Genomic DNA, 12,900 nt, shown 5'->3' with positions numbered 1-12,900 from the left:
GGATAGCATGGGACGGATGATCGACGGCGAGTGGCACGCCGACGTCGACAAGCACCCCGACGACGAAGGGTACGAACGCGAGGAGACGTCGTTCAGAGGGTGGATCGAAGGGAAAGACGGTCGCTTTCCGGCGGAGCCGAACCGGTACCACCTCTACGTCTCGTGGTCCTGTCCGTGGGCGCATCGGACGATCTTGCTCCGGCGGCTACGCGGTCTCGAGGACGTCGTCTCGATGGACGTCGTCGACCCGGTTCGCGAGAACGACGGATGGGAGTTCTCCCCGGAGAAGCGGGGCTGTACCGCGGATACGGTGAACGGTCGTCGATTCCTCAGAGACGTCTACGCGGCGGCGCACCCGTCGTACACGGGCGCGGTGACGGTTCCAGTCCTCTGGGACGCCAAGACCGACACCATCGTCAACAACGAGTCGCGGGAGATCGTGCGAATGCTCGACACCGCGTTCGACGGCTACGGGAACGGGGTGACGCTGTACCCCGACGGCTACCGCGACGAGATCGATCGCGCGATCGACGAACTGTACGGCCCGATAAACGACGGCGTCTATCGGGCGGGGTTCGCCGACACGCAGGAGGAGTACGAGTCGGCCGTCACCGACCTGTTCGACGCACTGGATCGCTGGGAGCGCGCGCTCGACGACCGCAGGTACGCCTGTGGCGAGGTCCTCACCGAGGCCGACGTCTGTCTGTTCACGACGCTCTTTCGGTTCGACGCGGTCTACCACACGCACTTCAAGTGTACCGTAAAGCGGATCGTCGACTATCCGAACCTCTGGAACTACACGAAAGAGCTGTACCAGCTGCCCGGGGTAGGAGACGTCTGTCGGATGCGGCACGTGAAAGACCACTACTACCGCGGTCACGAGGACCTCAATCCGACGGGATTCGTTCCGGTCGGTCCGCGACTCGACTTCGAATCCGGCCACGACCGCGATCGGCTTCCTGGTGGTCCGCCGCCGGGGCTCCGGGAGTGATACCTGTATGAGAGTCGATCCGGTCGCGTCACGATCGCGTCGGTCGACTCGCTACGGCGTCTTCACGCGTTCGTGGATCGGGCCCTCTCGCGCTTTCAATCGGCCACCGCTTCGATCGTTGCGGACGGCGAGCGCTTCGCTCACGATACTGAGTGCGATCTGGATCGGCTCGTCCGAGCCAAGATCGAGACCGACGGGGGTGCTCACGCGCTCTAGCTGGGAGTTCGAAAACTGCACGTCCTCCTGTTCGAACTCCGTCCGCATCTCCTCGAAGCGTTTTCGTGGTCCCATGAGGCCGACGTACGGAACCGACGTCTCCTCGAGGAGGGTTTCGAGCGCCAGGCGATCGTCGAGAAAGTTGTGCGACATCAAGACGGCGTACGTATTCTCCGGCGTTCGAACCGCATCGTCGATCTCCGTCGGGTGCGTCGAGACCACCCGGTGAGCGTCCGGGAAGTCGGACTCGTCCGACCGCGAGCCGCGTGACGATGCGACGGCGACGCGGAAACCGACGTCTCGACCGAGCCGCGCGACCGGATGAACGTCGTTCTGGTTCCCGAAGAGCAACAGTTCTGGAACCGGCTCCAGGTGATCGACGAACACCGACGCGCTCCCGGCCGACGTCTCGAGCCGTACCGTCTTGGCGCTCGCGGACTCCCGGAGGGACGCGGTCACGTCCGACGCGTTCGAGAGGAGTTCGGTCGGAAGCCGATTCCGGTCGGAGTCGCCGAGCGGCGAGCGATCGGGGCCGAGAACCGTTCGGTCGCCGACCGCCACGTCCGGATCGGACGACTCGACCGCCGTGAGGACCGTCGCAGGTTCGTGGTTCGCGAGCGCCTCGAGGGCGACGCCGAAGCTGTCGTCGAGGGGCTCGAGCAGGATATCGATCACGCCGTTACAGCCGAGGCCGAGGCCCCACTCGTCGCCGTCCATGAGGTCGAACGTTTCGACGCGAGCACGTCCCTCGTCCAACACGGCGTTCGCCAGATCGACGACGGGACCCTCCAGACAACCGGCCGTGATCGAGCCGTAGCTGTCGTCGCCGGGAACGACGATCATTTTCGCACCCTGGCGCCGATACGCCGAGCCTTCGACGTCGACGATCGTGGCCAGCGCCGCGGGATCGTCGTCGTCCAATCGCGCGCGAAGCGTGCGATACAGCTCCGCAGTCGTCGTGCTCCACGGATCGGGAACGTCGGTGTCCATATCGGTCGATAGTGGCCGCGCGGGTTAAATCGTACCGGTTGACCGCCGGGATTCTGCCCCCGGACGCAACCGGTACGACGCGGACGAACCCGGACGGTGTTGGCGCGATACCGTCGTCCGTCGCAACACCGCGACCGAACGCAGGCCTCGTGAGACTGCGTCGTTCGGCCTCGCAGAGACCGGATCCGTCGTTCAGATTCGGACTGTACTGCCCGCTGTTCCGACGATCGCACTCGCGGATCGAAGGGGCCGGAGACCCGACACCGTCCGGGTCGATCGATCAGCCGATCCAGTCGGAATCTTTCAGCGGCGGACTGAAAATGTCGACGCCTTCGGCCGGCTCGTCGCCCTCGTTGGTTCCGGCGTGGACTTCGTTCCCATCGACGAGGTAGGTATCTCCCGGACCGAGGACGTACTGCTCCCCCTCGATGGAGACGTGCATCTCGCCCTTGTACACGTAGCCGATCTGCTGGTGCGGGTGCGAGTGTTCGGGGAACGACCCGCCGGGATCGCACACCCAGCGCTGGATGCTCATCAGATCGTTCTGCCCGATTCGAGTGACGTGAAACCCGTCCGAGATGGTTTGCTCGCTCAAATCACTGTCGTTGACGACATTACCCATGGATCGTACTCTATCGGGAACCTACATAAGTGTTCGTCCGGGGCGAAGTGGCGATCGGCGAACGCGAGCGGACGCCACAACCGCGAGCGCCTGCGCGATCCGTCGGCGTGGACCGCGGGCCGCTCGCGAGCAACCCGCTACGACGACGTCTCATCCGCACGCAGGCGATTCCGCACGCGCAGATGGCGACTGGGCGGACGCTCATCGCTCGATTGGTTGTCGAGAGCGGGGTCTCCCTCGTCGCGTCACTGGGGACGCTATCGTCGTGAACTGCCGGTACTGATCTCCCGAACCTGGGTCGAAAGCGACTCGCTCGTATCCCGCTGTCGGCCGACCAGATCGGTGATCTCCTCGCTCGCGGACTCGATCTCGCTGGCTCTGTCCCGGGCCGCCTCGATGGACGACGCCACGGTTTCCGCGGTCGACGCCTGGTGGTCGTTGGCCTCCGCGACCTCCTGGATACTGTCGGCGATGTCACCGATGTCGGTTGCGTTCTGGTCGAGCGCGGCGAGCGCTTCGTCGATCGTCTCGGTACCCCGTTCGATGTGGCGACCGGTATCCTCGACCGCCTCAGACGTCTGTTGAGTGTACGACTGCACCTCGGCGATATGGCCGGCGATATCGTCGGTCTTCGATTTCGTCTCCTCGGCCAGTTGTTTGACCTCGTTCGCGACGACCGCGAACCCGTCCGATTCGCCGCCGGTTCTGGCGGCCTGAATGGTCGCGTTGAGCGCGAGAATGTTCGTCTGATCGGCGATTTCGTCGATCACCTCGACGATCCGGTCGACCTCGTTCACCCTCGACTCGAGTTGCTCGGCGACGGCGAGTAGCTGGTCCACCTGGTCTGTCATAGCGTCGATCGCGTCTCTCGCCTGTTCGCCGGATCGCTGACCGCGAGAGGCGGCCCGCTGTGCGCTTTCCGTCGCCTCCGCGACGGAGTCGGCCGTCGCGGCAACTTCCTCCATCGAGGCGCTGAAATTGCTCACCTCGTCGGCCGTCCGTTCGAGCGTCTCGTTTTGATGCGCAACTAACTTCGAGATCGCCTCCGTTCGGTCTGCAATCTCGTGAGTCCGGCCGGTCAACGTTTCCGTCGAGCGTTGGACCTCCTCGACCAGCGACTCGAGCGCGTGTGCGTTGTCGTTGATCCCTCGGACGACGTCGAGCAAGTAGTCGTCCGTGTGTCGTCGTTGTTCCTCCGAGAGCTCGGCCCGCGCCGAGAGGTCGCCCTCGCCGATACGTCTCAGCGTCGCCATCGCCTCCTCGACGGCGTTCTCCGTGATCGTCTGTCGGCGGACGACGTCGGTTCGGTCTTCGAACTGCTGTACGACGCCGATCACCTCGTCGTCGCGAAAAACCGGTACCCCGATCAGCCGGAAGTGACGCGCGTCGCCGCTTGCGGTCTGGATCGTAGCGTTGCCCGTGTAGATGTGTCCGTCAGTGTAGGGGCTGTCGTACGTCTCGGCACCGTCAAAATCCGGAACCGTTCGCGGCGACTCGAGGATTTTGTCCGCGAGCGTCGGAACCGGATTGCCGTCCTCGTCGCGCCCGACGTACTCGTCGGTTCCGAGCACCTGTTCTCTCGGTCGGCCGTACAACGCTTCGATGGCCGCGTTCCAGGCGACGACCGTGTGAGTCGCATCGAGAACGAAGGCGGGCATCGGGAAGACGTCTAGCACGTCGTGAATACTGAGGGGAGCAGTCGTTCCCCCCAATCCGTCGTCGCGAGACGAGTCCGGGATATCGGTCTCGATCCGTCCACCATCCGCGCGGACCACAGCGGGCGGTTTCCGCTCGGAATCGGATCGTTTCTCCGCGGTTCCGGCGAGGTCGTTCGAGTACTGGCGTTCGAGCAGTCGGACGTAGTCAACTGGTAACATGCGTTTTCTCTTTCTGAGCAGTCTGTGGACGAAGATGCTGGGCAATCATCTCCCGAAGACGGGACGCCGCCGGTCGATGCGTTCGGTCAGCGGACACCGTCGCGTGCGCTATGATCATCGTCGGTAGTGCTCGCTATTCGTTTGCGGGGACGCTACTGAAGGAGAACCCACTTTTCGCCCGCCTCGTCCTCACGTTTTCGGATCCGGTTCTCCCGGGCGAGTTCCTCGAGATACTCGTGAGCCGTTTCGGTCGAGAGGTCCGTTTCTCGCGCGATGAGTTCGGTGCTGTACTCCCGAGCGACGGCCATATTGTCAACAATTCGTGCTTTAATAATCGCGGGGTTGATGCTATCATCTCCCATACTCTCCAGTTGGTCGTAATCACACTAAATGTTATGGGACGAATGGTAATTCGTCTTGGAGTAGCTGCGTGAAAACAAGAAGTGCGTCGGATCGAGACGATCGTCGTAACGGGAAGACGAACGCCGTGACGATGGACGTAAATCACGCGGCGATTCGGGCGGTTCGCTGTAGGTGATGACCAGCACAACCGCGAGACGCGCCGGGGCTGCGTCGGTGAATCGGTACGGGAGTCCGTCTCAACGACTATCGTACGCCACGATTCAACCGCACGCGAGCTATCGCGAACGTGAGTTCGTTACGGACTCGAAAGTTCCCGACAGGTTCGATCGAAAAGGGACGTGTATCGGCGACGCGAAAGCGGGAATCCGACCTAGTCGTCTGCCGGTGCGGGAGCGTCTCCCGCGTCTCTGATCCAACTGCGAACCCGGTTCGGCGTCATCGGCATCTCTTCGACGGTGACGTCGAGGGGCTTCAACGCGTCGTTGACGCTGTGTGCGAGGCTCGCCGGGATGTCCATGATGCCGGTTTCGCCGACGCCCTTCGCGCCGGATTTCGAGAACACGGACCACGTCTCCTGCTTTTCGATTTCGAGTTCGGGGAGGTTCTCGATGCTCGGCAACATCATGTCGAAGAACGTCGTCGATTGCGGCTGTCCGTCCTCGGAGTATCCGAACTCCTCCTGGAGGGCCGCGCCGATACCCTGCATGATACCGCCGTGGTGCTGACCTTCGACGATCATCGGATTGATGATGCGTCCGGAGTCGCGGACCGAGTAGATCTTCTGGATCTCGATCTCGCCCGTCTCGACGTCGACGTCGACGATCGGGACGTTCGCGGCGAAGGAGATGCTGGGGTACGTGGGCCGCTTTCGAATCATGGCCTCTTCGAAGTACTCCCTGTTCTCGTAGGCGACGTCCGGGTACTCGTAGTACGCGTACGTTTTGAGTTCGGCCTGGGGCTTGAAGTGAGAGTCGCCGGTCTCCATCATCTTGTCGATGTGAACGAGCTCCGTAAGCGTCAGGAACTCCTGTTCGAGACGCTCGGCGTGGCGCTTGTCGACCGGCTCGACGCCCTCGGTCGAGAGCTGTTTCACGCCGCCTTCGTCGAACTCGACCTGCTCCGTGTCGATGCCCCAGTGATCGGCGGCCAGTTCCTCGAGCTGGCCGCGCAGTTTTTCCCCGAGGCCGATCGCGGCGCTCGACATGACCGTGGCCATGCGCGAGGACGCGCTCCCGACGTCGCTGGCGACGTCGAGGTTGTCCTGTTGTGGCACGACGACGTCGTCCGGCGTGATCCCGAGCTCGTCGGCCAACATCTGCGACGCGATGGTCTGGTGGCCCTGACCCTGGTCGTCGGAGGAAATCTTCACGACGACCTTTCCGTCCGTCCGAATGTAGGCCTCGAGGGGCTCCGCCATCGTCACGACGTCGCTGAAGTCCCGATTCTCGGGGGTGTAGTACGTCGCGAGTTCGTCGCGCGGAATGAACTGGCGCGTGTGGTAATCGTAACAGCCGAGACCGGGCTCGAGCACCAGTGCGGATCCGGAGCCGCGGTAAATGCCCTCCTCACGAAGCTCCTCTACCCGGTCCGGATCCAGAAGCCCGCCGTCCTTCTCGTCTTCGACGAGGTCCCACACTTTCCGGACCGTCTTCGCGTAGTCCCCTTCGCCGTAGACGTTGGCCGAGGGCGTCTTGTACGGCATGTCCTCCTCGTCGATGTAGTTCTTCAGTCGGATCTCCGTCGGATCCATATCGAGGACGTCCGCCGCTTCGTCCATCAGCATCTCCCACACCCAACTGTGGGCGGGCGTTCCGAAGCCGCGGTAGGAGGTCTGTGGCATCTTGTTCGTACAGACGATCTCGTACTCGTAGCGTGCGTGTTCGACGTCGTACGGACCGTTGACGATGGCCAGGGGTTTCAGGACCTGATTCGTGCAAATGAACCGCGGAAACGCCCCGAAATTATCAGCGAGCCAGAAGTCGTTGGCGAGAATCTCGCCGTCGTCGTTGAACGCGATCTTCGCCTTGTAGTGGCGATCGGTCGAGGCGCTGTCACCGCCCTGTAGATCCTCGATGCGATCTTCGACGTACTTGACCGGGTTTCCGCCGACCATCTCGGAGGCGACGGCGGTGAGCACGGCGTGACGGTAGACCGTCGCGTGTTTCGTCCCGTAACTTCCACCGGCGGTCAACGGCACTTCGACGCGAACCTCTTCTCGCGGCTGGTCAAGGGCGGCGTAGATCGCGACGTCGGCCCAGGTGTGGAGTTGCTGATTCGACCAGACGTGGAATTTCTCCTCCCCGTCCTCGGGATTCATGTTGCACGTTCCGAGGGCTGACGGCGTCTCGAGCGGAACGCCGGACGCGCGACTCTCCCAGTCGAACTCCTTTTCGATGACGTGGTCCGCCTCCTCGAACACCCCGTCGGGATCGCCGAGTTCGAACGTCTCGTCGAACGCGACGTTGGAGGGGGCGTTTGGCCCCATCTCCGGGTAGAGGACGTTGTCGGAGTCTCTGGCCTCCATGACGTCGACGAGCGGATCCAGCCGCTCGTATTCGACCTCGACGAGGTCGGCGATGTCCTCGGCGACGTACCGATCGGTCGCGACGACCATCGCGACGCACTGGCCGACGTACGTCACTTTTCCGTCAGCCAGCGGCCACTCTGCCCACTCCTGAATGCCACAGAGCATCGGCGCGTAGCCGGCGTCCCTGTAGTCGTCGACGGTCATCACGAGTTTGCACTCGTCGTGTTCCTCCGCCGCGCTCGTATCGATGTCCGTGATTTCAGCGTGGGCATGCGGGCTGCGAACGTACGCCGCGTGCAGCGCGTCCGGCGGATTTCGATCCTGAACGTACTCCCGATGGTCTTTCAGTATTTTTTCGTCTTCCTTTCGTCGAACCTCCGAACCGACGTAGTTCTGCGGCGTCGGCTGGTTCGAGATGTGATCTTCTACCTCTTTCACCCGTTCCGCTTTGGATTCCTCTGCTTGGCTCATGGTTAGTCGTCACCCGTAGCCTGGCTTACCGTATCTATTCGATCGGCGGCGTCTTCCACCGCTTTGATGATGTTCACGTATCCTGTACACCGACAGATGTTGTCCGAGAGACCCTCGACGATCTCCTCGCGGTCGGGATCGGGGTTCTCTTCCAGCAACTCCTTCGTCGCCATAATAAATCCACTCGTACAAAATCCGCACTGGAGTGCGTGGTTTTCGTGGAAGGCTTCCTGAATCGGACCTAGCTCGTCGTCGTCGTTGAGGGCCTTCGACGTTAGAACCTCAGAACCGTCCGCCTGAACGGCAAAGAGCATACACGATTTCACGTTCTTCCCATCTACCTCCACGGTACACGCCCCGCAGGCACCGTGTTCACAACCCACCCTGACGTCCGTTTCGTCGGCCCGATATCGCAAGAAGTCCGATAACTTGTGGCGAGGCTCTACCTCCTCGGTGATTTCGTTTCCGTTGACGGTGAGAGTAATCTCCTGCGTAGGCCGATCACTGGTATTGTCTATCATGGTTTAACGCACAGATTCTGTCTTTCTTTCCAGGCGTCTTAGTTTTTTCGCTGAGGAGTACGTGACTCCCGCGTGCGACCAGTTCAACCTCGTTTTTTGCCCTGTCCGAATCGATGGTGACCGAGCGGTTACGTGGTTCGACTGCGGTGGTTGGTACGTGCTACTGGTCAAGAGCGCGATCGTACGCCTCTCGGAGCGCACGTTTGGTGAAGATGCCGACCTGTTCTTCTTTGTACTCGGCTTCGGCCTGCATCTCGTCCGCCGGATCGGCGCTGTCCATCGCGATTTCTGCAGCTTCCTCGAGCGCGTCGTCGGTGAGCGACGTTCCTTCGACCGCACTCTCGGCCGCCTCCACGCGGAGCGGCGTGTCCGACGCGTTGGCGAACGTCAAACGCGCCTCCTCGACGGTGGGATCGTCCCGAGTCGGATCGTCGACTCGCACGATCCCCGCCGCGCTCAGTTTCGGCCAGGTGTGTGGAACGCGTTTGAGCTCGAGGAACGACATTCCGGTCCGGCCGATCGGGAACGGGTCGGTCGGAACCGTGGCACCGGTGATCATCTCGTTCTCACCGACCTCGGTCATCATGTACGCGATGAAGAACTCGTCGACGCCGACGTCGCGGTCGCCGGACTCCGACGTGATCGTGATCGTCGCGTCCAGTGCGGTCAGCACGGTCGGATAGTTCCCCGCCGGATCGGCCTCGCCGATACCGCCGCCCAGCGTCCCCACGTTCCTGACTGACGGCCCGGCGATCTGCTGTGCAGCCTCCGCGAGGATCGGCACCGTGCGATCGATAGCGTCCGAATTGGCGATCGTTTTGTGGGTCGTCATCGCGCCGATTTCGATCTCGCCGTCGCGCTCGTCGACGTACGCGAGCTCGTCGACGCCGTTGAGGTCGATCAGGTGATCCGGCGTCGCCAACCGGTTGTTCATCTGGATCGCGAGCGACTGGTTCCCGGCGACGAGTTCCGCGTGATCGTGCTCGTTCATCAACGATACGACTTCCTCCACCGACGACGGTGAATGATACACGAACGGTTCTGATTTCATGGTACAGGGTAGAATTGGTATCACCCGGAACATAAATCTTTGCCTGTGGATAACACTCTCACTCCCGCTCGAACGTCAGCGGGAGTTTCGGACGACGAAGTGAACTATCCGACTCTCCACGGCCTCCGCATATTACGGGTGACATAAGGCGAAAAATGCAGTCAGTCGTCGCCGTAGTAGTGATAGAAGACCTCGAGCACGGGAATAATCGATCCGTGGGCTCGCTCGATCGCTGCTCTGTGACAGATGCGGTCCCACTGATCTTCGTCGTCGGTTCGACAGAGGTCCTCGACTTCGATCGACGCGTTGGGCCCCGGAATCGCGTCCGGATGAGACGACGGATCCTCGGGCCGTTCCCGTCGCACGTGTTCGAAGACGCCTCCACAGACCGGACAGTGTTGTGCCATGTGAGTTGTACTCTGTTACCAGGGGTCAAAAGTAGTCCGATTAAAGCAGTCGAAATCGCCAGCCGAAGGACGTCGGCGATCGACCCCCGAAGAGATCACCGAAGACGAATACGTCGAATCCGCTCAGTCGAGATCGGCCTCGGCGTCCGATTTCGGTGCCATTCGTGGCGTCGCGTCCACCCCCTGTTCCACCTTCCCCTCCATGCAGTCGAAGAACTGGCCGATGAGTCGTTCCGCCACGCTCCCCAGGGCACGCTGGCCGAGACTGGCGATGATACCGGAAACGTTCGCTTCGGCCTCCCACTGCAGAATCGTTCCCCCGTCCTCGCTCTCGCTCATTTCCATCCTCGAGACGGCCTCGAACGCGCCTTTCCGCCCGCCGCTACCCTCGGCTTTCATCACCAGCATTTCCGGCTCTTCCATCTCCAGGACGGTTGCATCGACCGAAAACGTTGGTTTGACGCTGCCGACTCCGACGGTGATCGTCGCCTCGTACTCCGAATCCGAGATGCGATTCATCTCTTCCATTCCGGGTGCACAGTCCGCGACGATATCGGGATCGACGAAGTAGGTCCACAGTTCATCGGGAGCGCGGTGAGTCTCGAACTCACCGTCGAATATCATACTCATTGGTATACGTGATCATTATCCGTATTCTACTTGAATCTTTTGTGGGTTCGATCACATTCGCGACCGATCGGAGAGCTCCACGATGTTGCCCTCCGGATCGTACATGTACGCCACGCGAACGCCTTTCGAGAGCGTGATCGGTTCGTAGATGAATTCGATCCCCTCGTCGGTGAGTTCCTCGTAGACCGCGTCGATGTCGTCGACCTCGAGGCAAAAGTGCGACGCGCCGGCGTCGTTGTTGTCCGCGCCGTGAGCGTCGTCGCCCGGGGGATGGTTGTACTGAAGCAACTCGATCTGACAACCGCCCGCATCGAGGAAGACGACCTCGACGTCGACCGCGCCGTCGACGCCGACGAAGTGTTCGAACTTTTCGCTATCCTCGGTGTCGCGTTCTACGTGACCCTCCGAGACGACCTCGAGACCGAGGGTATCGCGGTAAAACGGCAACACGTCGTCGAGATTCGATACTGTAACGCCGTAGTGGTGTGCAGTTCCAATCATTGCTGTGGGACGCCACTGTCCACCATTGTGTTTCAGTAACAAATGTATATAATTTCCGGTGTCCACCCCCATCCGGAGTCGAGCGTCCCCCTGGAGTCGCGCCGGCGACCGTACACGTCCGAGACGACGACCCCGTCGCGTACAACGTCGGACTTTCGACGAAGTCGACCGTCCGAGGCGAGCTGAGCGGCCGGCACGAGGGTTCGAGTCGGCAGCAGGGAGACCGGAAGACGACGGCTCCACCGGATCGTTGCGGAAGGATTAGGTGTTTCGCCTCCGTAGCATCCGACGAAGTATGGACAGCGTCAATCCAGCTACTGAGGAGACTATCGATAGCTACGCCGAGTACACCGACGGCGAGGTCGAGACTGCCCTGGAGGAGGCGGATCGAGCGTTCGCCGACTGGAGCCAGACGGAGATCCGAGAGCGCCAGCAGTTACTGTCGAACGCGGCTGACGTTCTCCGGGAGAACAAAACGGAGTACGCCGAACTCATCACCCGGGAGATGGGAAAGCCCATCTCACAGGCGGTTTCCGAGGTGGAAAAGTGCGCCTGGGGGTGCGAGTTCTACGCCGAGCGTGCGATCGAGTTCCTGCAGGACGAAGTGATCGGCACGGTTCCCGAGGCGAAAGCGTACGTCCGGTACGAGCCGCTGGGAGTCGTTCTCGCGGTGATGCCCTGGAACTATCCGTTCTGGCAAGCGTTTCGGTTCGCGGCTCCGACGCTGGCCGCCGGCAACGTCGGCGTCCTCAAACACGCGTCGAACGTGCCCGGCTGTGCGCTCGCGATCGAGGAGGTGTTCGAAGAGGCCGGATTCCCGGAGCACGCGTTCTCCTCGCTGTTGATCGGTTCGGGAAAGGTAGACGACGTGATAACGGACTCGAGGGTGCAGGCGGTGACGGTAACCGGAAGCGAGTTCGCCGGCAAGGCAGTGGCCGAAACGGCCGGGCGTGAGTTGAAAAAGACCGTACTCGAACTGGGTGGGAGCGATCCGTTCGTCGTACTGGAGGATGCCCCGCTCGAGTCGGCCGTCGAAACCGCAGTGACGGCGAGAAATCAGAACTCAGGTCAGTCGTGTATCGCCGCCAAACGGTTCGTCGTCGTGGACGAGATTTACGACGAGTTCACCGATCGATTCGTCGAGGCGGTTCGCGAACTGGACGTTGGGGACCCCCTCGACGAATCGACCGACATCGGACCGCAGGCGAGAGCGGGACTGATGGAAGAGCTTCACGATCAGGTCGAGCGGAGCAGAGAAGCGGGCGCGACGGTCCTAACCGGCGGAGAACCCCTCGAGGGAGACGGCCACTTCTATCCGCCGACGATCCTGACGGACGTTCCGCGGGACTGTCCGGCGGCGAGTGAAGAAACGTTCGGCCCCGTCGCTGCGGTGATTCGCGCCGACGACGCCGAGGACGCGATCGAAATCGCGAATCGGACACGGTACGGACTCGGTGGATCGGTATGGACGGAGGATCTCGAACGCGGAGAACGACTGGCTGGCCGAATCGAGGCCGGCTGCGTGTTCGTAAACGAGATCGTCAAATCGGATCCCAGAGTTCCGTTCGGCGGTATCAAGGACTCCGGATACGGCCGCGAGCTGAGTCAGCAGGGAATACGCGAGTTCGTAAACGAGAAGACGGTGTGGGTACAGAAGTAGCGATCGACGCCGCCGCAACGACCTTTTCTGCTTCGCACTTCGGATAGGCTGTCAATCGCGTAGCCGCCGGCGC

Annotated in this window: 12 protein-coding genes; 2 read left to right on the top strand and 10 right to left on the bottom strand. The window is 61.8% G+C overall.

Features of this window, described 5'->3' with window-relative positions; translation table 11 throughout:
* Nucleotides 1-7: 7 nt before the first annotated feature.
* A complete protein-coding gene (locus tag EA472_RS14070; RefSeq protein ID WP_124192154.1) occupies nucleotides 8-991 on the top strand; it encodes a glutathione S-transferase family protein in 984 nt (327 codons plus the stop codon).
* Between the two features lie 51 nt (nucleotides 992-1,042).
* Here EA472_RS14070 and EA472_RS14065 read toward each other — a convergent pair whose 3' ends face one another.
* The 10 genes from EA472_RS14065 to EA472_RS14020 form a co-directional block, all read right to left on the bottom strand.
* Nucleotides 1,043-2,197 carry an XdhC family protein gene (locus tag EA472_RS14065; RefSeq protein ID WP_124192153.1) on the bottom strand — a complete coding sequence of 385 codons (1,155 nt, stop codon included), beginning with the start codon at nucleotides 2,195-2,197 and terminating at the stop codon, nucleotides 1,043-1,045.
* Between the two features lie 280 nt (nucleotides 2,198-2,477).
* The gene (locus EA472_RS14060; protein ID WP_124192152.1) at nucleotides 2,478-2,819 is read right to left on the bottom strand and encodes a cupin domain-containing protein; all 342 of its coding nucleotides are present in this window, start codon (nucleotides 2,817-2,819) and stop codon (nucleotides 2,478-2,480) included.
* A 257-nt stretch (nucleotides 2,820-3,076) separates the two neighbouring features.
* Nucleotides 3,077-4,696: a methyl-accepting chemotaxis protein gene (locus tag EA472_RS14055; protein WP_124192151.1), complete on the bottom strand. Its 1,620-nt coding sequence runs from the start codon at nucleotides 4,694-4,696 to the stop codon at nucleotides 3,077-3,079.
* A gap of 152 nt (nucleotides 4,697-4,848) precedes the next feature.
* Nucleotides 4,849-5,058: a hypothetical protein gene (locus EA472_RS14050; RefSeq protein WP_124192150.1), complete on the bottom strand. Its 210-nt coding sequence runs from the start codon at nucleotides 5,056-5,058 to the stop codon at nucleotides 4,849-4,851.
* 371 nt (nucleotides 5,059-5,429) lie between these two features.
* On the bottom strand, nucleotides 5,430-8,057 hold the full coding sequence (locus EA472_RS14045) for a xanthine dehydrogenase family protein molybdopterin-binding subunit (protein WP_124192149.1): 2,628 nt from the start codon (nucleotides 8,055-8,057) through the stop codon (nucleotides 5,430-5,432).
* Between the two features lie 2 nt (nucleotides 8,058-8,059).
* Entirely contained in the window at nucleotides 8,060-8,578 is a 519-nt protein-coding gene (locus EA472_RS14040; protein ID WP_124192148.1) for a (2Fe-2S)-binding protein, read from the bottom strand.
* A gap of 160 nt (nucleotides 8,579-8,738) precedes the next feature.
* A complete protein-coding gene (locus tag EA472_RS14035) occupies nucleotides 8,739-9,629 on the bottom strand; it encodes an FAD binding domain-containing protein (protein WP_124192147.1) in 891 nt (296 codons plus the stop codon).
* A 161-nt stretch (nucleotides 9,630-9,790) separates the two neighbouring features.
* A complete protein-coding gene (locus EA472_RS14030) occupies nucleotides 9,791-10,036 on the bottom strand; it encodes a hypothetical protein (protein ID WP_124192146.1) in 246 nt (81 codons plus the stop codon).
* A gap of 123 nt (nucleotides 10,037-10,159) precedes the next feature.
* Nucleotides 10,160-10,666, bottom strand: coding sequence for a CoxG family protein (locus tag EA472_RS14025; protein WP_243637852.1), 507 nt, complete (start codon nucleotides 10,664-10,666; stop codon nucleotides 10,160-10,162).
* A 51-nt stretch (nucleotides 10,667-10,717) separates the two neighbouring features.
* Nucleotides 10,718-11,167 (bottom strand): VOC family protein, encoded by a 450-nt coding sequence (locus EA472_RS14020; protein ID WP_165874895.1) that lies wholly within the window; start codon nucleotides 11,165-11,167, stop codon nucleotides 10,718-10,720.
* A gap of 295 nt (nucleotides 11,168-11,462) precedes the next feature.
* Here EA472_RS14020 and EA472_RS14015 point away from each other — a divergent pair, with 295 nt between their 5' ends.
* Nucleotides 11,463-12,827 carry an NAD-dependent succinate-semialdehyde dehydrogenase gene (locus EA472_RS14015; RefSeq protein ID WP_124192144.1) on the top strand — a complete coding sequence of 455 codons (1,365 nt, stop codon included), beginning with the start codon at nucleotides 11,463-11,465 and terminating at the stop codon, nucleotides 12,825-12,827.
* Nucleotides 12,828-12,900 lie beyond the last annotated feature (73 nt).

It is taken from the genome of Natrarchaeobius oligotrophus (genome assembly GCF_003841465.1).
Taxonomy (GTDB): domain Archaea; phylum Halobacteriota; class Halobacteria; order Halobacteriales; family Natrialbaceae; genus Natrarchaeobius; species Natrarchaeobius oligotrophus.
This window is presented reverse-complemented; position numbering and strand designations above follow the sequence as displayed.

Coding starts and splice junctions, on each gene's coding strand:
- EA472_RS14035 (WP_124192147.1), bottom strand. CDS start 9,629: ATGAAATCAGAACCGTTCGTGTATCATTCACCGTCGTCGGTGGAGGAA.
- EA472_RS14025 (WP_243637852.1), bottom strand. CDS start 10,666: ATGAGTATGATATTCGACGGTGAGTTCGAGACTCACCGCGCTCCCGAT.
- EA472_RS14070 (WP_124192154.1), top strand. CDS start 8: ATGGGACGGATGATCGACGGCGAGTGGCACGCCGACGTCGACAAGCAC.
- EA472_RS14065 (WP_124192153.1), bottom strand. CDS start 2,197: ATGGACACCGACGTTCCCGATCCGTGGAGCACGACGACTGCGGAGCTG.
- EA472_RS14020 (WP_165874895.1), bottom strand. CDS start 11,167: ATGATTGGAACTGCACACCACTACGGCGTTACAGTATCGAATCTCGAC.
- EA472_RS14055 (WP_124192151.1), bottom strand. CDS start 4,696: ATGTTACCAGTTGACTACGTCCGACTGCTCGAACGCCAGTACTCGAAC.
- EA472_RS14040 (WP_124192148.1), bottom strand. CDS start 8,578: ATGATAGACAATACCAGTGATCGGCCTACGCAGGAGATTACTCTCACC.
- EA472_RS14015 (WP_124192144.1), top strand. CDS start 11,463: ATGGACAGCGTCAATCCAGCTACTGAGGAGACTATCGATAGCTACGCC.
- EA472_RS14030 (WP_124192146.1), bottom strand. CDS start 10,036: ATGGCACAACACTGTCCGGTCTGTGGAGGCGTCTTCGAACACGTGCGA.
- EA472_RS14050 (WP_124192150.1), bottom strand. CDS start 5,058: ATGGGAGATGATAGCATCAACCCCGCGATTATTAAAGCACGAATTGTT.
- EA472_RS14045 (WP_124192149.1), bottom strand. CDS start 8,057: ATGAGCCAAGCAGAGGAATCCAAAGCGGAACGGGTGAAAGAGGTAGAA.
- EA472_RS14060 (WP_124192152.1), bottom strand. CDS start 2,819: ATGGGTAATGTCGTCAACGACAGTGATTTGAGCGAGCAAACCATCTCG.